The sequence below is a fragment of the Roseateles puraquae genome (assembly GCF_002205845.1).
In the GTDB taxonomy this organism is placed as follows: Bacteria; Pseudomonadota; Gammaproteobacteria; order Burkholderiales; family Burkholderiaceae_C; genus Pelomonas; species Pelomonas puraquae.
Window position 1 is genome coordinate 341,451 of the sequence record NZ_NISI01000002.1, and the last position, 19,084, is coordinate 360,534.

At 69.5% G+C, this 19,084-nt stretch carries 18 protein-coding genes; 7 read left to right on the forward strand and 11 right to left on the reverse strand.

The window, feature by feature from the left end:
* Positions 1–28: 28 nt before the first annotated feature.
* The 9 genes from CDO81_RS08645 to CDO81_RS08680 form a co-directional block, all read right to left on the reverse strand.
* Positions 29–1,741, reverse strand: a complete 1,713-nt coding sequence (locus CDO81_RS08645; protein WP_088482776.1) for an NAD(P)/FAD-dependent oxidoreductase — start codon at positions 1,739–1,741, stop codon at positions 29–31.
* Between the two features lie 92 nt (positions 1,742–1,833).
* Positions 1,834–1,998 carry a hypothetical protein gene (locus tag CDO81_RS28365; protein ID WP_168928260.1) on the reverse strand — a complete coding sequence of 55 codons (165 nt, stop codon included), beginning with the start codon at positions 1,996–1,998 and terminating at the stop codon, positions 1,834–1,836.
* A gap of 72 nt (positions 1,999–2,070) precedes the next feature.
* On the reverse strand, positions 2,071–4,155 hold the full coding sequence (locus tag CDO81_RS08650) for a putative bifunctional diguanylate cyclase/phosphodiesterase (protein WP_088482777.1): 2,085 nt from the start codon (positions 4,153–4,155) through the stop codon (positions 2,071–2,073).
* Entirely contained in the window at positions 4,152–4,520 is a 369-nt protein-coding gene (locus CDO81_RS08655; RefSeq protein WP_088482778.1) for a methylglyoxal synthase, read from the reverse strand. The genes CDO81_RS08650 and CDO81_RS08655 overlap by 4 nt, the downstream gene beginning before the upstream one ends.
* Before the next feature lie 123 nt (positions 4,521–4,643).
* On the reverse strand, positions 4,644–5,282 hold the full coding sequence (locus CDO81_RS08660) for a hypothetical protein (protein ID WP_088482779.1): 639 nt from the start codon (positions 5,280–5,282) through the stop codon (positions 4,644–4,646).
* Positions 5,283–5,293: 11 nt separating this feature from the next.
* Positions 5,294–6,181 carry an EamA family transporter gene (locus tag CDO81_RS08665; protein ID WP_206602091.1) on the reverse strand — a complete coding sequence of 296 codons (888 nt, stop codon included), beginning with the start codon at positions 6,179–6,181 and terminating at the stop codon, positions 5,294–5,296.
* Positions 6,182–6,220: 39 nt separating this feature from the next.
* Positions 6,221–7,369 (reverse strand): GGDEF domain-containing protein, encoded by a 1,149-nt coding sequence (locus CDO81_RS08670; protein WP_088482781.1) that lies wholly within the window; start codon positions 7,367–7,369, stop codon positions 6,221–6,223.
* Positions 7,370–7,395: 26 nt separating this feature from the next.
* Positions 7,396–8,133: a metallophosphoesterase family protein gene (locus CDO81_RS08675; RefSeq protein WP_088483037.1), complete on the reverse strand. Its 738-nt coding sequence runs from the start codon at positions 8,131–8,133 to the stop codon at positions 7,396–7,398.
* 5 nt (positions 8,134–8,138) lie between these two features.
* Entirely contained in the window at positions 8,139–8,636 is a 498-nt protein-coding gene (locus CDO81_RS08680) for an Lrp/AsnC family transcriptional regulator (RefSeq protein ID WP_088482782.1), read from the reverse strand.
* A gap of 216 nt (positions 8,637–8,852) precedes the next feature.
* Here CDO81_RS08680 and CDO81_RS08685 point away from each other — a divergent pair, with 216 nt between their 5' ends.
* Complete coding sequence (locus tag CDO81_RS08685) at positions 8,853–12,395, forward strand: indolepyruvate ferredoxin oxidoreductase family protein (RefSeq protein ID WP_088482783.1); 3,543 nt, start codon at positions 8,853–8,855, stop codon at positions 12,393–12,395.
* A 71-nt stretch (positions 12,396–12,466) separates the two neighbouring features.
* On the opposite strand, the gene CDO81_RS08690 is transcribed toward CDO81_RS08685, so the two are convergent.
* Positions 12,467–12,961 carry a DUF4440 domain-containing protein gene (locus CDO81_RS08690; RefSeq protein ID WP_088483038.1) on the reverse strand — a complete coding sequence of 165 codons (495 nt, stop codon included), beginning with the start codon at positions 12,959–12,961 and terminating at the stop codon, positions 12,467–12,469.
* Between the two features lie 135 nt (positions 12,962–13,096).
* Here CDO81_RS08690 and CDO81_RS08695 point away from each other — a divergent pair, with 135 nt between their 5' ends.
* The 6 genes from CDO81_RS08695 to CDO81_RS08720 all read left to right on the forward strand — a co-directional run bounded on the left by CDO81_RS08695 (position 13,097) and on the right by CDO81_RS08720 (position 17,654).
* Positions 13,097–13,873, forward strand: a complete 777-nt coding sequence (locus tag CDO81_RS08695; RefSeq protein WP_158218202.1) for a substrate-binding periplasmic protein — start codon at positions 13,097–13,099, stop codon at positions 13,871–13,873.
* 105 nt (positions 13,874–13,978) lie between these two features.
* A complete protein-coding gene (locus CDO81_RS08700; protein WP_088482785.1) occupies positions 13,979–14,860 on the forward strand; it encodes a DUF2167 domain-containing protein in 882 nt (293 codons plus the stop codon).
* 129 nt (positions 14,861–14,989) lie between these two features.
* Complete coding sequence (locus tag CDO81_RS08705) at positions 14,990–15,862, forward strand: DMT family transporter (protein ID WP_088483039.1); 873 nt, start codon at positions 14,990–14,992, stop codon at positions 15,860–15,862.
* 96 nt (positions 15,863–15,958) lie between these two features.
* Positions 15,959–16,501 carry a cytochrome b gene (locus tag CDO81_RS08710; protein WP_088482786.1) on the forward strand — a complete coding sequence of 181 codons (543 nt, stop codon included), beginning with the start codon at positions 15,959–15,961 and terminating at the stop codon, positions 16,499–16,501.
* Between the two features lie 14 nt (positions 16,502–16,515).
* A complete protein-coding gene (locus tag CDO81_RS08715) occupies positions 16,516–17,049 on the forward strand; it encodes a YceI family protein (protein ID WP_088482787.1) in 534 nt (177 codons plus the stop codon).
* 38 nt (positions 17,050–17,087) lie between these two features.
* On the forward strand, positions 17,088–17,654 hold the full coding sequence (locus CDO81_RS08720) for a YceI family protein (RefSeq protein WP_088482788.1): 567 nt from the start codon (positions 17,088–17,090) through the stop codon (positions 17,652–17,654).
* Between the two features lie 52 nt (positions 17,655–17,706).
* Here CDO81_RS08720 and chrA read toward each other — a convergent pair whose 3' ends face one another.
* Entirely contained in the window at positions 17,707–19,050 is a 1,344-nt protein-coding gene (gene chrA, locus CDO81_RS08725; RefSeq protein WP_088482789.1) for a chromate efflux transporter, read from the reverse strand.
* Positions 19,051–19,084: the final 34 nt, after the last annotated feature.

Below are 19,084 nucleotides of genomic sequence, written 5' to 3' on the forward strand. Positions count from 1 at the left end.
CACGTGCGCGGACGAGGTGCGACCCGCCTTACACCTGGCCGCCCGCCTTGGAGCCCTTGCCTTGCAGCACCGGTGCGTCCGGCAGGCCGAGCAGGTCGGCGGCCAGGGCTTCGGCGACCTCGATGCCGTCCACGCCTGCGCTCATGATGCCGCCGGCATAGCCCGCACCCTCGCCGGCCGGGAACAGGCCGCGCACGTTCAGGCTCTGGTAGTCGCGGCCGCGGTTGATGCGCAGCGGGCTGGAGGTGCGTGTTTCCACGCCGGTCAGCACCGCGTCCGCCCGGTCGAAGCCGCGGATCTGGCGCGCGAAGGCCGGCAGGGCCTCGCGGATGGCGTCCAGGCAGTAGGCGGGCAGCGAGCCGCGGCCCTTTTCCTGCAGGTTGGTCAGCGTCACGCCGGGCTTGTAGCTGGGCAGCACGTCGCCGAATTCGCGGCTGACTTGGCGCTTGATGAAGTCGCCCACCAGGCTGCCGGGCGCAAGGTAGCCGCCGCCGCCCAGTTCGTAGGCGCGGCTTTCCCAGATGCGCTGGAAGGCCATGCCGTCCAGCGGGTTCACGGGGCTGCCGTCCTTCTTGCCGTCCTGACGGTAGTCCTCGGGCGTCAGGCCCACCACGATGCCGGCGTTGGCGTTGCGTTCGTTGCGCGAGTACTGGCTCATGCCGTTGGTGACGACCCGGTCGGGCTCGCTGGTGGCCGCGACGACGGTGCCGCCCGGGCACATGCAGAAGCTGTAGACCGCGCGGCCGTTCTTGGCGTGGTGTACCAGCTTGTAGTCGGCCGCGCCAAGGATCTTGTTGCCGGCATTCGGGCCGAAGCGGGCCGCATCGATCAGGCTTTGCGGATGCTCGATGCGGTAGCCGATGGAGAAGGGTTTGGCCTCCATGTGCACGCCGCGTTCGTAGAGCATCTTGAAGGTGTCGCGGGCGCTGTGGCCGAGGGCGATGACGACATGGGTGGCGTCGATCTGCTCGCCGGATTCGAGCGTCACGCCGCGCACGGCCTTGCCGTCGGGGCCGTCCTCGATGCGCAGGTCGGTCACCTTCTGCTGGAAGCGGATCTCGCCGCCCAGCCGCTCGATCTCGGCCCGCATCTTGATGATCATGCTCACCAGGCGGAAGGTGCCGATGTGGGGCTTGCTGACGTAGAGGATCTCCTCCGGTGCGCCCGCCTTCACGAACTCAGTCAGCACCTTGCGGCTGAGGTGGCGCGGGTCGCTGATCTGGCTCCAGAGCTTGCCGTCGGAGAAGGTGCCGGCGCCGCCCTCGCCGAACTGCACATTGCTCTCGGGGTGCAGCTTCTGTTCGCGCCACAGGCCCCAGGTGTCCTGCGTGCGCTCGCGCACCGATTTGCCGCGCTCCAGCACCAGGGGCCTGAGCCCCATCTGGGCCAGGATGAGCGCCACGAACAGGCCGCAGGGCCCGAAGCCGACCACCACCGGTCGCGGGCCGGTGTAGTCGCCCACCTGGGCCAGGAAGTGGTAGCCGGTGTCGGGCGTGGCGCGGATCTGGTGGTCGCCCGCAAAGCGGGCCAGCACGGCGGCTTCGTCCACGCCCGGGGCGAGGGCGCAGTCCAGCGTGTAGACGAGCTGGATGTCGCTGCGCTTGCGGGCGTCGTAGCCGCGGCGGAAGACGTGCACCTCGGCCAGTTCGGCCTCGGCCAGCTTCAGGCGGGCCAGCACGGCCGGGCGCAGCGCGTCCTCGGCGTGGTTCAGCGGCAGGCGGAGTTCGGTGATGCGGATCATGGTGGCGTTCAGGTCAGTGTCAAGCCGACAAAAACAAACAGGCCCTGGAGAGGGCCTGTGTGCGGTGATCGTTCAGGCGCGAGGCCCGGAGATCAACCCGAGTGCGGGCGCTTGCCCGGGTTCTTCTTGGAGCGGGTGTGCGAACCGCGCTCCAGGCTGCGCTTCTGGCCCTTGCCGGCCGTGAAGGTCACGCCCTTGGGGGCGGCGGGGCGGGGGGTGGCGCGGGCGGCCGCTTCGGTGATGATCTTGTTGCCCATGAATGGCTCTCCAGTGAAACAAAAAGCCCTTGAGCCAAGGCGGCAGGGGCAAAACGACGTTGATCGGCGATTTTAGCCTGCCTCGCCGCGCCAGCGCTCGAAGTCCGGCAGGTCCATGGGCCGGGCCAGCAGGTAGCCCTGCATGAGGTCACAGCCGCAGGCGGTGATGCAGGCCAGCTCCGCCTCGTTCTCCACGCCTTCGGCCGTCACCGTCAGGCCCAGGCTCTGGCCCACGCCGACGATGGACTTCAGCAGGGCCTGGCGGCGCGGGTCGCGGTGCACGTCCTGCACGAAGCTGCGGTCGATCTTGAGCTCGTCCACCGGCAGGTGTTGCAGATAGGCCAGCGACGACTGACCGGTGCCGAAGTCGTCGATCGCGAGCTTCACACCCCAGCTGCGCAGCGCATGCAGCACCGCAATCGGATCGGCGCTGCTGGACATCAGGCCGGTCTCGGTCACCTCCAGCTGCAGCAGCCCCGGGTCCACGCCATGCTCTGCCAGCAGGGCGGCCAGGCGCGCGGGCAGGGCCTGGTCCTGCAGGTCCAGCGTGGAGATGTTGACCGCGATCGTCATCGGCTCGCGCCCTTCGGCAGCCCAGCCGGCCAGCGTGCGCACCGCGCGGGCCAGCATCCATTCGGTGATCTGGCGGATGCGCCCGCTGCGCTCGGCAAACGGGATGAAGTCGCCCGGTGGCAGCCAGCCGCGCTGCGGGTGCAGCCAGCGCACCAGCGCCTCGGCGCCCACCACGCGACCGGTCTTCACGCAGCGCTTGGGTTGCAGGAACTGGCGCAGTTCGTCGTGCTGGATGGCCGTGGCCAGGTCGGACAGCAGGCTCAGATGCAGCGCACGCGCGGCTTCGGCGCCGGGGTTGTAGACGGCCACACCCTGGCGCAGGCGTTTGGCCTCGAACATGGCCTGCTCGGCGCGGCGCAGCAGGGCCTCGGTGTCGGCCGCATGCGCCGGCCAGTGCGCCACGCCCAGCGACACCGACAAGTCCAGCGATTGCCCCTGCCAGGACAGCTTGTGCTCCACCTCTTCACGCAGCTGTGCCGCGAGTGTTGCGCCATGGTCGGTGCGCAGCACCGGGGCCAGCGCGGCAAACGTGCCGCCCGCCAGCCGGCCGTAGGCGGCCACGCCCTCGAACAAGGCGGCCAGCTTGGCCGCCGCGCCCTTGAGCAGCGCGTCGCCCGCCTCGAAGCCGAGCACGCCGTTGACGGCCTTCAGCCGGTCCACATCAATGCAGATCAGCACCGCCACCTGCTCCCCCTCCGGCAGGCTGCCCAGCAGCCGGTCGCCATCGGCAATGAAGCGGGCGCGCTGGGGCAGGCCGGTCAGCAGGTCGGTGTCAGCCAGGCGCCGCAGGGCGGCCTCGCGCTCGCCGACGGCCACGGCCATGGTGTTCATCGCGCGGGCCATGCGGCCCACCTCGTCGTCCGACACCACCGCGATGCGGTGCGCGTACTGGCCTTGCGCGATGCGCTCCGCGCCGTCTTCCGCCCGCTTCAAGGGGCGCACGATGGAGCGCGTGACCAGCACCGACAGCAGTGCCCCGCCGGCCAGCGAGGCGATGCACAGCAGCAGCACGCCGCGGCGATCGGCATCGATCTCGTCGCGCAGGCCGCGCGCCTGGGCTGTGCCGGCGCGCTCCTCGGTGGCCGCCATCTGGTGAATGGCGCTGACGAACAGCGACAGCGCCGCTTCGGTGTCGCTGCCGAGCAGGCTGCGTGCGGCATGGAAGTCGCCGGCCTCGATCAGGCGGCGCACCTCGGCATAGCTCGCCCGGTAGTCCGCCAGCCGCTCGCGCACCTCTTCCAGCCGCTCGCTGCGCGGCCCGGGCGGCAGCACCAGCGACAGGCGCTGCATGGCGTCGTCCAGCCGGTTGTTGGCCGCGGCGATGTCAGGGTAGGCGGCCACGCGCAGTGCGCTGTCGGGGCTCATCACCACCAGCAGCTTGCGCGCCACAGCCTCGGCATTGCGGTTGATCTCGTTCACCGCATCGCGCACCGCGGCCTGGTCGTCCACGATGCGGTTCAGCGCGGCTGACAGCCCGGCCAGCCGGTAGGCCGACAGGGCCGCGAGGCCCAGGAAGAGCAGCAGCAGCAGGCCGAAGGCCAGGCCCAGGCGGGTGCGGATGCGCAGCCGCCGGGCCCACCTCATTCGCTGCTCCAGCGCGTCAGCAGCAAGCGGGCGGTGGCGACGTTGGTGGCGCAAGGCACGTCATGCACGTCGCAAGCGCGCACCAGCGCGTTGATGTCAGGCTCGTGGGGCTGCGGCGTCATGGGGTCGCGCAAGAAGATCACGCCATCCAGGTCGCCCACGGCAAGCCGCGCGCCGATCTGCAGGTCGCCGCCCAGCGGGCCGCTCAGCATGCGCTCGATGGTGAGGCCATGCGCCGCATGCAGCCGTGTGCCGGTCGTGCCGGTGGCCATCAGCTGGCAACGGCGCAGCAGGGGCAGGAAATCGCCGGCGAGGGCGATCATGGCGTCCTTCTTGCCGTCGTGGGCGATGAGAGCGAGCTTCATGGGTGTCGGGGGCGCTGGTGAATCCGCAAAGGATGAACGTTACACGCAAGCGGCCGTCACGCCGCCCGCCAACCTGGGCACATTGGCACGCCCGCGCCGGCTGTTACCCCGGGTTCAGCTGCGTCACGGCTGCGGCTGGACCGACACGCGCAGCTGCAGCTCGCGCTCGGGCTGGCCGGCGGCATCGGCGCTGCTGACGGTGCCCCGCGGCGCCGGCGCACCGGTGTCGCCGGTGCGGGCGACCGTCTGCCAGCGTGACAGCGGCAGGTCCAGGGTCGATTCGAACACCAGGCCGTCGTCCTCGACGTTCATCACGACACGGGCCGGCGCGCGACCGCCCGCCCAGGCCGGTGTGATCGCCAGTTGCCGCGTGACTTGCCGCTCGCGCGGCCGCGGGTTGACGAGGACGCTGCGCAGCTGCCCCTGCGGGCTGGCCTCGGCCAGCATGTCGACCCATTGCAGCGGTTCGCGGGTGACCAGCCGCAGCGCGGCGCGCTCGCCGTTGCGCACCAGCAGGCGCTGCGGCGGTGGCGCGGCTGGGCCGGCCGTGGCCGTGACCACGCCCGGCCCGCGCGGCGACACGGCGCCTGCGGTGCCGACGACCACGGCGCCATCGCGCACACCGGCGGTGGCGGCAGGAGCCAGTTGGCGGTCCACCCAACGCAGCTCCACCAGCAGCGTCACCTCCGGCAGCGCGGCGCGCGCCAGATTCGGCAACGGCCACAGTGACGGCAGAGCGATGAGGCAGGCACGGCGCTTCATGGCCCCGGAGCTTAAGCCTCGCGGGACGCCGCGCGCCAGCGCATCAGTTGCGGCCCGAACAGGTTGATGGCCAGGCCCCCCAGCACCAGCGCTGCGGCTGCGAGCTTCCAGCCCGGCAGGGGTTCGGCGAGCAGCAGGCTGGCCGAGCCCATGCCGAACACCGGCACCAGCAGCGCCAGCGGCACGATGCGGCCGGCGGCATGCCGGGCCAGCAGCCAGCTCCACAGCCCGTAGCCGAAGAGGGTGTTGCCCACGGCCTGCCACAGCACGGCGGCCCAGGTGCCGAGGTCGGCGGCGGCCAGGCCTGCGGCGATCTGCTGCGGTCCGTCGATCAGCAGGGCCAACACGAGCAGCGGCGGCACCGCGAAGGCGCTGCTCCAGACGACGTAGGCCAGCATGTCGATACGCCCGGCCCGCTGGGTCAAGAGATTGGCGCAGGCCCAGCAGAACGCTGCGGCCAGCACCATGGCCACGCCCAGCGGCGTGGTGCTGCCGTCAGTGTGCAGCGCGATGACGCCCACGCCGCCGGCGGCCAGCGCCAGGCCCAGCCACTGGGTGGCCAGCACCTTTTCCTTGCGCAGGCGCACGGCCAGCAGCAGCGTGAAGAACACCTGCGTCTGCACCACCAGCGACGCCAGGCCCGGCGAAATCTGGCTGCGCATCGCGAGGTAGAGCAGGCCGAACTGGCCCACGCCGATGAAGAGGCCGTAGCCGCCGAGGTTGCGCCAGTCCACCGCCGGGCGGCGCAGGAAGAAGCAGGCGGGCAGGAAGGCGAAACTGAAGCGCAGCACCGCGAGCGTCATCGGCGGCAGCGCATGCAGCGCGTACTTGATGACGACGAAGTTGCTGCCCCAGATGGCGACCACGCACAGCGCGAGCAGGAAGTGGCGAAAGGGCAGGGGAGCCATGCGCAGGGCAGGGAGCGGTGAGGTCGCCGACTATGCCAGCCGGGCAGCCGGCGCCTCGGTGGGCGCATCGGCCTGCAGCCGGTTGCGGCCCTGGGCCTTGGCTTCGTAAAGCCAGCGGTCTGCGCGCGCCAGGGTCTGCGCGAGGGTGTCGCCCGCTCGATGGGCGGCCAGGCCGATGGACACGGTGAGCCGGATCTCGCCGCCCTCGGCGATCCTGACGCTCAGGGCGGCCACCTGTTCCCGCAGCCGCTCAAGCGCAGCCTGGGCCTGGGGCAGTGGGGTGTCCGGCAGCAGCACGAGAAACTCCTCGCCGCCCCAGCGCGCCAGGACATCGGTGGCCCGCAGCGCCGCCTGGCCGGCCTGGGCGAAATGGCGCAGCACGGTGTCGCCGGCCGCGTGGCCCTGGCTGTCGTTGATGCGTTTGAAGTGGTCGAGGTCGACCAGGGCGATGCAGAAGTCGTGTGGATGGCGCTGGCTCCGCAGCAGCTCCTGGTCCATCAGGGCCTGCATCTGCCGCCGGTTGGGCAGGCCGGTGAGTTCATCGCGCGTGGCGATCACTTCCAGCTGCGCCAGCGCCCGCGCGAGGTCCTGGCGCTGCTGTGACAGCCGCTGGCGGATGACGCTCATCCGCGCCGTCAGCACCGCCACAGCGGGCAGCATCAGCGCGAGCATCAGGAAGTGGCCCAACTCGACCAGCGGCGGGTAGCTGTCGGGCTGGCGCAGGGCCATGGTGGTCATCACCGCGCCGAACAGCACCAGGGCGAAGAAGCTCAGCGCATAGGCGCTGCGCGCCCGCAGCTGGAACATGCCGAACATCAGGATCAGCGTCAGCACCGGGAAGACCGCCCCGCGCAGCGGCCCGGCCAGCGCATAGCCGAAGGCAGCCGAGCTGATGGCGAAGGCGATCTGCACGCTGGTGAGCGAAGGGTCTGCGAAACGGCAGGAGTGGCCGCTGCGGATGCAGCCGTAGAACAGCGCCATGCCGCCCACCGACCAGGCCGTCCAGAGCCACAGCCACGGGCCGCGCTCGCCATGGGCGATCAGCACGCAATAGTGCAGCACCGGCGCGCACAGGGCCATCAGGGCCATGGCCAGGCTCGTCTGGCGAAGGCGCAGGCGCTGGACGGGGTCGGTGCCCAGCCAAAGATCAGCCAGCCGCTTCAGGGGTGTCACCTGCATGCCGCCAGCCTAACCGCTTGGCGGCTTCAGTTCACGCGGCCGGTGCGCAGGGCCTGGGCCCACTCCGGCCGGCCGTGGCGCGCCGCGAGGGCGGCCATCGCGTCATGGCCGTAGGGCACGGCATGCAGGCTGCACTGCCAAGCGGTGCCCTGCTGTTCGACGATGGCGTAGTGCGCATCGGGCGTGCCGCGCTGGACGACGTAGCGCTCCGGCTCATCGTCCACATAGGCCTGCAGGCCGACGCTGCCCGGGTTCACCAGCCACTGGCCGCGGGCGGTGCGCACGGTGCGGGGCACATGGCTGTGGCCGCAGGCCACGAGGGCGCTCGTCTGCCCCGCCAGGCGCGCCTCGATCTCGTCCTCGGTCGCCAGCACCAGGGCGCCTTGCCGTGGCGTCTCCAGGAAGTGCTCGTCGTCCTGCCGCGGTGTGCCGTGGCAGAGGAAGACGCCGGGCGCCCAGGCCCAGGTCGCCGGCAGGCCGCGCACCCAGGCGAGTTCGGCGCTGCCGAGTGCGGCGCGCGCGAAGCCGTCCGAGGCGCCGCCGGCCTCCGGCGTCCATTCGAGGATCTGCCGCTCGTGGTTGCCCGCCAGCACCGGCCAGCCCGAGGCCATCAGCCATTGCGCGGTTTCCAGGGGCATCAGTGGGCCGGAGAGGTTGTCGCCCAGGCACAGCACCTGGTCGACGCCGCGGCGGCGGATGTCGGCGGCCACGGCTTCCAGCGCGGGCAGGTTGCCGTGGATGTCGGAGACCAGGGCGAGTCGCATGGGCATCAGCCTTTCAGGTGACCGAGGGGCAGCACGCCGCTGGCCTTGACCTCACCCAGTGAGAAGCTGGTGTGAATGTCTTTCACATTCGGCAGGTTCAGCAGGGTGTCGATGGAAAAGCGCGAGAAGGCGTCCAGGTCGGTCGCCATGACCTGCAGCTCGAAGGTGCCGGCACCCGAGATGTAGTGGCAGGCGATGACCTCGGGCAGCTGCCGGATGGCGTCTTCCAGCGGCTTGGTGGCGGCGCCTGCGCTGCGCTCGGCGTCCACCCGCACGAAGGCCAGCACGCCCAGGCCCAGCTTGCGCCGGTCGATCTCGGCGCGGTAGCCGGTGATGTAGCCCTGCTCCTCCAGCCACTTCACGCGGCGCCACGTGGGCGCGGCCGAGAGGCCGATGCGCTGGGCTAGCTCGGCGTTGGACAGGCGCGCATCCGCCTGCAGCGCGGCCAGGATGGCGATGTGGTGGCGGTCCAGCGCTTCGGGCGTGGCTTCTTCGGAACTCATGGTTTGCCCTGATCGGCGAAGTCTCGATACGGATTGAAGCGAAATCGGCAAATCAAAGCAAGAACTTTGCGCTTCCCGGCGGAATTGGGCGTGAATGAGAAAGCACTGTGCCCCTTCATTTCCCTACACTGCCCGGTCCGGCCATACTGGCCCGACGCCCGCGCGCCTGCTCCACAAGGGCGGTCCGCCCGGGCGCCCCGTTTCAGGAGACCCCCGATGAACGCCCCGCTGCCCGAACACATCCTGCGCGCCCTGCAGACCGTCACGCTCGACGACAAATATGCGCTCGATGCCGGTCGTGCCTTCATGAGCGGCGTGCAGGCCCTGGTGCGGTTGCCCATGCTGCAGCGCACGCGCGATGCGATGGCCGGCCTGAACACCGCCGGCTTCATCAGCGGCTACCGCGGCTCGCCGCTGGGCGGCTATGACCAGGCGCTGTTTGCCGCCAAGAAGCACCTGGCCAAGCAGAACATCGTCTTCCAGCCCGGCGTGAACGAAGAGCTCGGCGCGACCGCCGTGTGGGGCACGCAGCAGCTCGACCTCTTCCCCGAGAAGGCCAAGTTCGACGGCGTCTTCGGCCTCTGGTACGGCAAGGGCCCGGGTGTGGACCGCTGCATCGACGTGTTCAAGCACGCCAACATGGCGGGCACGTCCAAGCACGGCGGCGTCATCGCGATTGCGGGTGACGACCACATCGCCAAGAGCTCCACCGCCGCCCACCAGAGCGACCACGTCTTCAAGGCGGTCGGCTTCCCGACCTTCTTCCCGAGCAGCGTGCAGGACATCCTGGACATGGGCCTGCATGCCTTCGCGATGAGCCGCTTCTCGGGCCTGTGGGCCGGCATGAAGACCATCCAGGAGATCGTCGAGAGCTCGGCGTCGGTCAGCGTGGACCCCGACCGCGTCAACATCATCCTGCCCGAGGACTTCGTCATGCCCCCGGGCGGCCTGCACATCCGCTGGCCCGACCCGCCGCTGGAGCAGGAGTCGCGGATGATGAACTTCAAGTGGTACGCGGCCCTGGCCTACATCCGCGCCAATCGCCTGAACTACAACGTCATCGAAGGCCCGAACGATCGCTTCGGCATCATCACCAGCGGCAAGGCCTACAACGACACCCGCCAGGCGCTGCACGACCTGGGCCTGGACGACGAGACCTGCCGGCGCATCGGCATCCGGCTGCACAAGGTCAACGTGGTGTGGCCGCTCGAAGCCCAGGTGGCGCGCGAGTTTGCCAAGGGCTTGCAGGAGATCCTGGTCGTCGAGGAAAAGCGCCAGATCATCGAATACCAGGTCAAGGAAGAGCTCTACAACTGGCGCCCCGACGTGCGCCCGAACGTGCTCGGCAAGTTCGACGCGGGCGACGCGGACGGCGGCGAGTGGAGCGTGCCCAACCCGAGCGAGCACTGGCTGCTGCGCCCGCAGGCGGACCTCACGCCGGCCATCATCGCCCGCGCCATCACCAAGCGCCTGAAGAAGCTCGGGGTGGATGCCGACATCGTGGCGCGGCTGGACGCCCGCATGGCCATCATCGACGCCAAGGAAGCGTCGCTCAAGGCCGAGGAGCAGACCGCCGGCGGCGCCGACCGCACGCCGTGGTTCTGCTCCGGCTGCCCGCACAACACCTCCACTCGCGTGCCCGACGGCTCGCGCGCGGTCGGCGGCATCGGCTGCCACTACATGGTGACCTGGATGCCTGGCCGCAACACGGCCACCTTCACGCAGATGGGCGGCGAGGGCGTGCCCTGGGTGGGCCAGGCGCCGTTCACCGACGAGAAGCACATCTTCAGCAACCTCGGTGACGGCACCTACTTCCACAGCGGCAGCCTGGCCATCCGCCAGAGCATCGCCGCGGGCGTGAACATCACCTACAAGATCCTCTACAACGACGCGGTCGCCATGACCGGCGGCCAGCAGGTGGGCGAGCGGCCCGAAGGCCACACCGTCATCCAGATCATGAACAGCGTGATCTCGGAGGGCGTGAAGAAGCTGGTCATCGTGACCGACGAGCCGGCCAAGTACGAAGGCGTGGCGCTGGCGCCGGGCGTGACCGTGCACCACCGCGACGAGCTTGACGAGATCCAGCGCCAGTTCCGCGAGATCCCGGGCACCACGGCCATCATCTACGACCAGACCTGCGCCACCGAGAAGCGCCGCCGCAGGAAGCGCGGCAAGCTGGTGGACCCGGCCAAGCGCGTCGTCATCAACGAGCTGGTGTGCGAGGGCTGCGGCGACTGCTCGGTGCAGTCCAACTGCCTGAGCGTGGAGCCGCTGGAGACGGAGTTCGGCCGCAAGCGCCAGATCAACCAGAACACCTGCAACAAGGACTACTCCTGCGTGAAGGGCTTCTGCCCGAGCTTTGTCACGGTCGAAGGCGGCGAGCTGAAGAAGCCCAAAAAGGAGTCCCGCAAGAGCCCCTTCGACGCCGGCCTGCCCAGCCTGCCGATGCCCGTCATCCCCAACGCGGAAGACGCCTGGGGCATCGTGGTGGCCGGCGTGGGCGGCACGGGCGTCATCACCATCGGCCAGCTGCTCGGCATGGCCGCGCACCTCGAAGGCAAGGGCGTCATCACCCAGGACGCCGCAGGCCTGGCCCAGAAGGGCGGCGCGACCTGGAGCCACATCCAGATCGCCAACACGCCCGAGGCCATCCACTGCACCAAGGTCGGCACCGCCGAGGCCGACCTCGTCATCGCCTGTGATGCCATCGTGGCCGCCAACAAGGCCACGCTCGCCGTCATGCGCGAGGGGCGCACGTTTGTGGCCCTGAACACCCACGGCTCGCCCACGGCGACCTTGGTCAACAACCCCGACTGGACCTTCCCCGGCACGGCTTGCGAGCAGGCGCTGGGCAAGGCCGTGGGCGCCGGCCACCTGGGCGCGTTCGATGCCGAGGAAGTGGCCGTCAAGCTGCTGGGCGACTCGCTCTACACCAACCCGCTGATGATGGGCTATGCCTGGCAGCAGGGCCGCATCCCGCTGAGCTACGACGCGCTGATGCGCGCCATCGAGCTCAACGCCGTGCAGGTGGACAACAACAAGGCCGCCTTCGAGTGGGGCCGGCGCTGCGCGCATGACCTGAAGGCGGTGCAGTCGCTGTATGCCGCCCAGGCCGTCATCCAGCTCGTCAAGCGCCAGAGCGTTGATGAGATGGTGGCCAAGCGCGTGGACTTCCTGACCGGCTACCAGAACGCGGCTTACGCGGCCGAGTACAAGGCCTTCGTCGAGAAGGTGCGTGCGGCCGAGTCCAAGCTGGGCAGCAAGACCACGCTGACGGAAGCCGTGGCCCGCTACCTGTTCAAGCTGATGGCCTACAAGGACGAGTACGAGGTGGCGCGCCTGCACACCGATGCGGCCTTCACCGCCAAGATCGCCGGCATGTTCGAGGGCGACTACAAGCTGGTGCACCACCTGGCGCCGCCACTGCTGGCCAAGACCAACGCCAAGGGTGAGCTGGTCAAGCGTCCGTTCGGCAGCTGGATCCGTCCGGCCTTCGGTCTGCTGGCCAAGATGAAGGGCCTGCGCGGCACGGCCCTGGACGTCTTCGGTCACACCGAAGAGCGCAAGATGGAGCGCCGCTGGATTGCCGACTACCGAGCCGGCATCGAGAAGGCGCTGGCCGGCCTCACGGCCGAGTCGCTGGTCACCGCCGTCGAACTGGCCCGCGTGCCCGAAGAGATCCGCGGCTATGGCCACGTGAAGGCGCGCCACGAGAAGGCCGCCAAGGCCAAGTGGGACGCCCTGCTGGCGCGCGTCTGACCGTCTCGGCTCGCCGGGCCCCGCGCGCTGGCTGAGGCCGGTGCGCGGGGCTCGGTGCTTTCAGGGCTGGGTCAGGGCCTGATGGTGAGGTGCTGCAGCACGATCAGCCATTCGCCGTCGAACCGCTGGTAGGCCAGGCTGTAGCGCACCGGGCGGGTGACGATCTTGCCGTCCAGCTCTTCGTCGAACTCGCATTCGCCGGACCGCACCGCGGTGTTGCCGAAGAAGTTCAGGTTGCCGATCACCCAGCGCATGCGCGCGCTGGGTCGGCGGGCCAGGTCGTCGAAGAACACCGGCACGCCCTCGCCGGACTTGGGCACGGCGCTGAACTCGTCGTCGGTGATCAGCGCGCCGGGCGCGTAGAGCCTGCGTAGCGCCACCGGGTCACGGCGGTTGTAGGCGTCTTGCCAGGCCTGCAAGGCCTCCAGCACTTCGCCCGTGCACTGGGCCTCCGGCTGGTCGCAGGCGGGCGGCGCGGGGGGCGTGGTGGCGCAGCCGCCCAACGCCGCCATCAGCAGACCGGCGAGCAGGGCCAGCAGCCGGCGGCTTCGGCAATGCGGGGTCATGTGTTGTTCTCCTGTTCTCCCTCAGCGCCCGGATTTGACTTGACGGGCGGGCCGGGCCCGGGCGTGGAAAACCCGACGCAGGTCATCCCGCACCGTGAGGTCGCGCCGTTTGCACGGGCCGCCAATAATGCGCCGATGAGCCATCGCCGCACCGTCCTGGCCGCCTTGCTGTCTTTCAGCACCGGTGTGCCGGCTGCAGAGCCGAGCGTCGTGCTGCGAACGGCAGCGGAGGCTGGCGTGCCGCACAAGTTCGGTCGCCCGGGCGATGTGCCGGCGGGCTTCTGCACCGAGTACATCCGCGCGCTGGTGGCGCACGATGCCGGCCTGCAGTTCGAGGGGCTGCAGCAGTTTCTGCCGGTGCTGCGCATCGAGCGCGAACTCGCCACGGGCACGCTGGATGTGTTCTTCGGCCTGCTCAGCACCGTGGCCCGGCTGGAGCGCTTTCGCTTCATCGAACAGCCGCCGCTGTACATCTCCCGTCACCGCGTCGCGGTGCGGGCGGACGACCGCGAAGTGGACGCGGTGCAGGGCTTCGACGACATCCGCGCGCTGGGCGAGCAGGGCGTGGTGCTGGCCACGCGCGGCACGGCCTACACCAGCTATCTGCTGCGTCAGCCAGGCCTGAAGGTGGATGATGGCGGCACCGATCATCTGCAAAACATGCGCAAGCTGTTGCGCGGCCGTGGGCGCTTCTTCTACCAGTCCGAGCCCATGCTGCGGCAGCTGATCCAGGCGGAGGGGCTGCAGGATCAGGTGCGCCTGCTGCCGGCGGTGTTTGCGGCGGAGCCGCTGCTGGTGGCCCGCGCCACCACGCTGGAGCCCGCCCGGCTGGCGCGCCTGACCGCCGCCATGCAGGCGCTGGAAGCCAACGGCACCGCGGCGCGGCTGCGCGCCCAGTACCGCCTGACCTGAGGGGCCCCGCCGCCCATGGCGGTGAATCCTCCCGACGTCGGACATTCCCGGGTCGGGGCCAGGAGCTCGCCTGCCTAGACTGGCTGCCTCAACGAGGGAGAGCCCATGAACAAGATCCTGTGCGGCCTGCTGGCCGCTTCGCTGGCCTGCGCGGCACTCGCGGTGCGTGCGGCCGATGCACCGGCCGAGAACCCCGCCTGGACGGAGGCCAAGGCGGCCGCTCAGGTCGGGCCGGCGGATGTTGCGATCGCCGGCCAGGCCAAGCTGCACCTGCCCCAGGGGCGCATCTTCATTCCCCAGCCTCAGGCCGGCAAGCTGCTCACCGCCATGGGCAACCCCGGCCAGCACAGCGAGCTGGCCGGCCTGATCTTTCCGCAGGGCGGCGGCGAGTGGTTCGCCACGCTGCGCTACATCCCGTCGGGTTATGTGAAGGACGGCGATGCCAAGGACTGGAAGGCCGACGAGCTGCTCACCAGCTACAAGGAGGGCACCGAAGCCAGCAACGCCGAGCGCGTGAAGATGGGTGTGCCGGCGCTGGAGATCGTCGGCTGGGCCGAGCCGCCGGCCTACGAGGCGGGCAGCCATCGGTTGGTCTGGGCCATGAGCTCCAAGGAAAAAGGCGCCCCCGACGACGCAGGCCGGGGCGTCAACTACAACACCTACGCCCTCGGCCGCGAGGGCTACCTGAGTTTGAACTTCGTCACCGACTTGAAAAACCTGCCGGCCCAGAAGCCCGATGCCCAGGCGCTGCTCGGCGCGTTGGAGTTTGATGCCGGCAAGCGCTATGAAGACTTCAACGCCTCCACCGACCATGTCGCCGAGTACGGCCTCGCCGCCCTGGTGCTCGGGGTAGGCGCCAAGAAGCTCGGCCTGCTGGCCGTCATTGCCGCCTTCGCCGCCAAGTTCGCGAAGGTGATCTTCCTGGCCGTGGTCGGCCTGGGCGCCGTCGTGACGAAGTTCTTCAAGCGCGACAAGTCGGCCGCCTGACCCCAGCGACGCTTGCCCGCGCATGCGGACGCGCTTCGCTGCGCGCGCAGGCTGTCGCGCCTAGACTGGGCGCATGCAGTTTCCTCTCCTGGCGCGGTGACGCCGCGCCGTCTCTGGCCCGGCCTGCTGATGGCCATGCTGGGCGCCATCGGCTTCTCGGGCAAGGCCATCATCGTCAAGCTCGCCTACCGGCATGGTGTCGATGCGGTCACGCTGTTGATGTGGCGCATGCTGCTGGCCATGCCCTTCTTCCTGGCCATGGCCTGGTGGGCCGGGCGGGGCCAGCCGGCGCTCACGCGGCGTGACTGGCGCGATATTGCCGTGCTCGGCTTCACCGGCTACTACCTCGCCAGTTACCTGGACTTTGCCGGCCTGGCCTACATCACGGCCAGCCTTGAGCGCCTCATCCTGTATCTCAACCCGACGCTGGTGCTGCTGATCTCGGTGGTGTGCTTTCACCACCGGCTGCAGGCGCGGCAGGTGCTGGCGATGGCCGTCAGCTATGCCGGCGTGGTGGCGGTGTTCGCGCATGAGTTGCACTTCGAGGGCGTGAACACCGCCGTCGGTGCCGCGCTGGTGTTCGGCAGTGCGATCAGCTACGCGATCTACCTCGCGCTGAGCGGCAAGGTCGTGCAACGCCTGGGCGCCCTGCGCCTGGCGGGGCTGGCCAGCAGCGTGGCCTGCGTGCTGTGCATCGGCCAGTTCCTGCTGCTGCGCCCCATGGCGGATGCGCTGGTGCCCACCCCTGTCATGGGCTTGTCGCTGCTGAACGCGACGGCCTGCACGGTCGCTCCCGTGCTGATGGTCATGCTGGCCATTGCCCGTATTGGCGCGCCGCTGTCCTCCCAGGTCGGCATGGTCGGCCCGATGAGCACGCTGCTGATGGGCTATTTCATCCTCGGTGAGCCGCTGAACGGCTGGATCGGCGTGGGCACCACGCTGGTGCTGGCGGGCGTGTTCCTCGTGGGCCGCGGCCCCCGCCCTTCGAGCCCCGCCCGCTGAACTGACTTGACCCCTGGCGGGCGCCCGTGTTCAAAATCGCTGAACATTGGCGACAAGGGCCATGAACCGACGCCACCCCTGCGAGGAACACACTCCATGCCCATGACAAGCCCTGCTCGTTACACCCCCGTCGCCATCGTGCTGCACTGGTTGCTGGCCCTGGCCATCATCGGCGCCTTCTGCATGGGCGTGTACATGAGCGACCTGCCGTTCTCGCCGACGCGGCTCAAGCTTTACAACTGGCACAAGTGGGCCGGCGTCACCATCCTGGCGCTGTCGGCGCTGCGCCTGCTGTGGCGCCTGACGCACCGTCCGCCTGCCGACGCGCCCATGCCCGCGTGGCAGGCACGCGCGGCCCATGCGGTGCACCTGCTGCTGTACATCACCTTCTTCGCGGTCCCCCTGACCGGCTGGGCCATGAGCTCCGCCAAGGGTTACCCCATCGTGTGGTTCGGCGTGCTGCCGCTGCCCGACTTCGTGCCCAAGGACCATGACCTGGGCGAGCTGCTCGAGCAGGTGCATGCGGCGCTGGCCTGGGGCCTGGCCGTGCTGGTGCTGGCCCATGTGGGCGGCGCGCTCAAGCATCAATTCATCGACCGAGACGGCCTGCTGGCGCGCATGTCGCTGCGCCGCTCCTGAACGAGGACCTTCCCATGACCAAGCTGTTCGCCTCCCTGTTGTTCACCGCTGCCCTGCTGCCCGCCCAGGCGGCCACCCTGCAGCCCGAGAAGAGCGACGTGACCTTCACCTTCAAGCAGATGGGCGTGCCGGTCGACGGCAAGTTCAAGAAATTCGAAGCTCAGCTCGACTTCGACGCCAAGAAGCCTGAGGCCGGCAAGATCGCCTTCACCGTCGATCTGGGCAGCGTCTCGCTGGGTGACCCGAGCTTTGACAAGGAGCTGGCCGGCGCCACCTGGTTCGACACCAAGCGCAACGGCAAGGCCACTTTCGTGTCCACCGGCATCAAGGCCACCGGCCCCGGCAAGTACGACGTGGCCGGCAAGCTGACCATCAAGGGCGCCGCGCGTGACCTGGTGGTGCCCATCACCGTCGCCGGTGGCGTGGCCAGCGGCAGCGTGCCGATCAAGCGCCTGGATTTCAAGATCGGTGACGGCGAATGGGCCGACACCTCCATCGTCGCCAACGACGTCACCGTCAAGTTCAAGCTGGCCTTCGCCGGCCTCTGAGTTCCTTCACCCCAACCCCCACCCCGGAGATCCTCCCGATGAAGAAAGCCCTGCTGCTGACCGCCCTGTTCGCCGCCTTCGGCGCCGCTCACGCCCAGAGCGCCACCTACGCCGTCGAGCCCACCCACACGCAGGTCTATTTCGAGGCCAAGCACTTCGGCACCAGCACCAACCGCGGCCGCTGGGACAAGAAGGAAGGCACCATCGTCTACGACAAGGCCGCCAAGACCGGCAAGGTCGACGTGACGCTGGACATGAACTCCATCTCCACCGGCATCGGCCCGTTCGACGGCCACCTGAAGAGCAAGGACTTCTTCGCCGCCGCGGAGTTCCCGACCGCCAAGTTCGTGGGCGACAAGTTCACCTTCAACGGCGACAAGCTGGTCAGCGTCAGCGGCGAGCTGACCCTGCGCGGCAAGACCAACCCGGTCACGCTCAACGCCAACAGCTTCAACTGCTACGACAACCCCATGCTCAAGCGTGAAGTCTGCGGTGGCGACTTCGAGGCCACCATCCAGCGCAGCCAGTGGGGCATCACCTACGGCATCCCGGGCATCCCGGACAGCGTGCGCCTGCTGATCCAGATCGAAGCCGTCAAGCAGTAAGCCTCGGCGCCCTGCCCTGCAAAGGCCCGCCTCGGCGGGCCTTTGTGCTTTCTCAGCCCCGCACCAGGTGCAAGGCCAGCCCGCAGGCCGCGCAGGCGCCCAGCACCGGCAGCACGCCGAGCTTGAAGCGGAACAGCGCGACCGCCGCGGCAAGGGCGATGACTGCCGCGCCCACGTCCACCGGGCCATGCACGCCCTGCGGCCACAGCACGTGCCACCCGAAAAACACCGCCAGGCTCAGGATCACGCCCACGACGGCTGCGGTGATGGCGGTCAGGGGCGCGGTGAACTGCAGCCGGCCGTGGGTCGACTCGATCAGCGGACCGCCTGCCAGGATGAAGACGAAGGACGGCAGGAAGGTGAAGAAGGTGACGACCAGGGCCGCCATGGCGCCGGCCAGGAACAGTGCATCGGGCCCGAAGAGGGCTTGCGTCCACCCGCCCACGAAGCCGACGAAGGCCACCACCATGATCAGCGGCCCGGGCGTCGTCTCGCCCAGCGCCAGGCCGTCGATCATCTGCGCGGCACTCAGCCACTGCTGCTGCTCCACCGCGCCCTGGTAGACATAGGGCAGCACCGCGTAGGCGCCGCCGAAGGTCAGCAACGCGGCCTTGGTGAAGAACCAGCCCATCTGCGCCAGTGCACCCTGCCAGCCGAAGGCGACCGTCAGCACAGCCAGCACGGCCGCCCACAGGCCCAGGCCGACGGCCAGCACCCGGGCCAGGCCGCCGCGGCTGAAGCGGGCATGGGCGGGTGTGGGGGTGTCGTCGTCGATGACGGCCGGCGCGTGCGGGGTGTGGGCTGCCGCCGCGCCATGTGCCCGGGTGAAGACCTGCGGCATCCAGCGCCCCCCGAGCGCGCCCGCGACGCCTGCTGCCACCACGATGAACGGAAACGGCAGACCGAACACCGTGATGCCCGCAAAGGCCGCCGCGGCGATCGCCACCAGCCAGCCGTTCTTCAAGGTGCGCGTGCCGATGCGATGCGCCGCATGCACCACCAGCGCCGTCACTGCGGGCTTGAGGCCATAGAACACCCCCGCCACCACCGGCAACTGGCCGAAGGCGAGATAGACCCACGACAACCCGATCAGCAGCACCAGCGACGGCAGCACGAACAGACCGCCGGCCACCAGGCCGCCCCAGGTGCGGTGCATCAGCCAGCCGATGTAGGTGGCCAGCTGCTGGGCCTCGGGGCCGGGCAGCACCATGCAGTAGTTCAGCGCATGCAGGAAGCGGCCCTCGCTGATCCAGCGCCTGCGCTCCACCAGCTCGGTGTGCATGATGGCAATCTGGCCAGCCGGCCCGCCGAAGCTGATGCAGCCGAGCTTGAGCCAGAAGCGCAGGGCGTCGCGGAACGGGACGGCGTCTGGGGGCGAGGGGGGCGTGTCGCTCATGGGCTTTGCAGTTCGCTGCATGAGGCTAGCAGAG

What these genes read in the sequence shown, in the direction of transcription:
- CDO81_RS08645 (WP_088482776.1), bottom strand. Translation starts at nt 1,741, where the DNA reads ATGATCCGCATCACCGAACTCCGCCTGCCGCTGAACCACGCCGAGGAC.
- CDO81_RS28365 (WP_168928260.1), bottom strand. Translation starts at nt 1,998, where the DNA reads ATGGGCAACAAGATCATCACCGAAGCGGCCGCCCGCGCCACCCCCCGC.
- CDO81_RS08650 (WP_088482777.1), bottom strand. Translation starts at nt 4,155, where the DNA reads ATGAGGTGGGCCCGGCGGCTGCGCATCCGCACCCGCCTGGGCCTGGCC.
- CDO81_RS08655 (WP_088482778.1), bottom strand. Translation starts at nt 4,520, where the DNA reads ATGAAGCTCGCTCTCATCGCCCACGACGGCAAGAAGGACGCCATGATC.
- CDO81_RS08660 (WP_088482779.1), bottom strand. Translation starts at nt 5,282, where the DNA reads ATGAAGCGCCGTGCCTGCCTCATCGCTCTGCCGTCACTGTGGCCGTTG.
- CDO81_RS08670 (WP_088482781.1), bottom strand. Translation starts at nt 7,369, where the DNA reads ATGCAGGTGACACCCCTGAAGCGGCTGGCTGATCTTTGGCTGGGCACC.
- CDO81_RS08675 (WP_088483037.1), bottom strand. Translation starts at nt 8,133, where the DNA reads ATGCGACTCGCCCTGGTCTCCGACATCCACGGCAACCTGCCCGCGCTG.
- CDO81_RS08680 (WP_088482782.1), bottom strand. Translation starts at nt 8,636, where the DNA reads ATGAGTTCCGAAGAAGCCACGCCCGAAGCGCTGGACCGCCACCACATC.
- CDO81_RS08685 (WP_088482783.1), top strand. Translation starts at nt 8,853, where the DNA reads ATGAACGCCCCGCTGCCCGAACACATCCTGCGCGCCCTGCAGACCGTC.
- CDO81_RS08690 (WP_088483038.1), bottom strand. Translation starts at nt 12,961, where the DNA reads ATGACCCCGCATTGCCGAAGCCGCCGGCTGCTGGCCCTGCTCGCCGGT.
- CDO81_RS08695 (WP_158218202.1), top strand. Translation starts at nt 13,097, where the DNA reads ATGAGCCATCGCCGCACCGTCCTGGCCGCCTTGCTGTCTTTCAGCACC.
- CDO81_RS08700 (WP_088482785.1), top strand. Translation starts at nt 13,979, where the DNA reads ATGAACAAGATCCTGTGCGGCCTGCTGGCCGCTTCGCTGGCCTGCGCG.
- CDO81_RS08705 (WP_088483039.1), top strand. Translation starts at nt 14,990, where the DNA reads ATGGCCATGCTGGGCGCCATCGGCTTCTCGGGCAAGGCCATCATCGTC.
- CDO81_RS08710 (WP_088482786.1), top strand. Translation starts at nt 15,959, where the DNA reads ATGCCCATGACAAGCCCTGCTCGTTACACCCCCGTCGCCATCGTGCTG.
- CDO81_RS08715 (WP_088482787.1), top strand. Translation starts at nt 16,516, where the DNA reads ATGACCAAGCTGTTCGCCTCCCTGTTGTTCACCGCTGCCCTGCTGCCC.
- CDO81_RS08720 (WP_088482788.1), top strand. Translation starts at nt 17,088, where the DNA reads ATGAAGAAAGCCCTGCTGCTGACCGCCCTGTTCGCCGCCTTCGGCGCC.
- chrA (WP_088482789.1), bottom strand. Translation starts at nt 19,050, where the DNA reads ATGAGCGACACGCCCCCCTCGCCCCCAGACGCCGTCCCGTTCCGCGAC.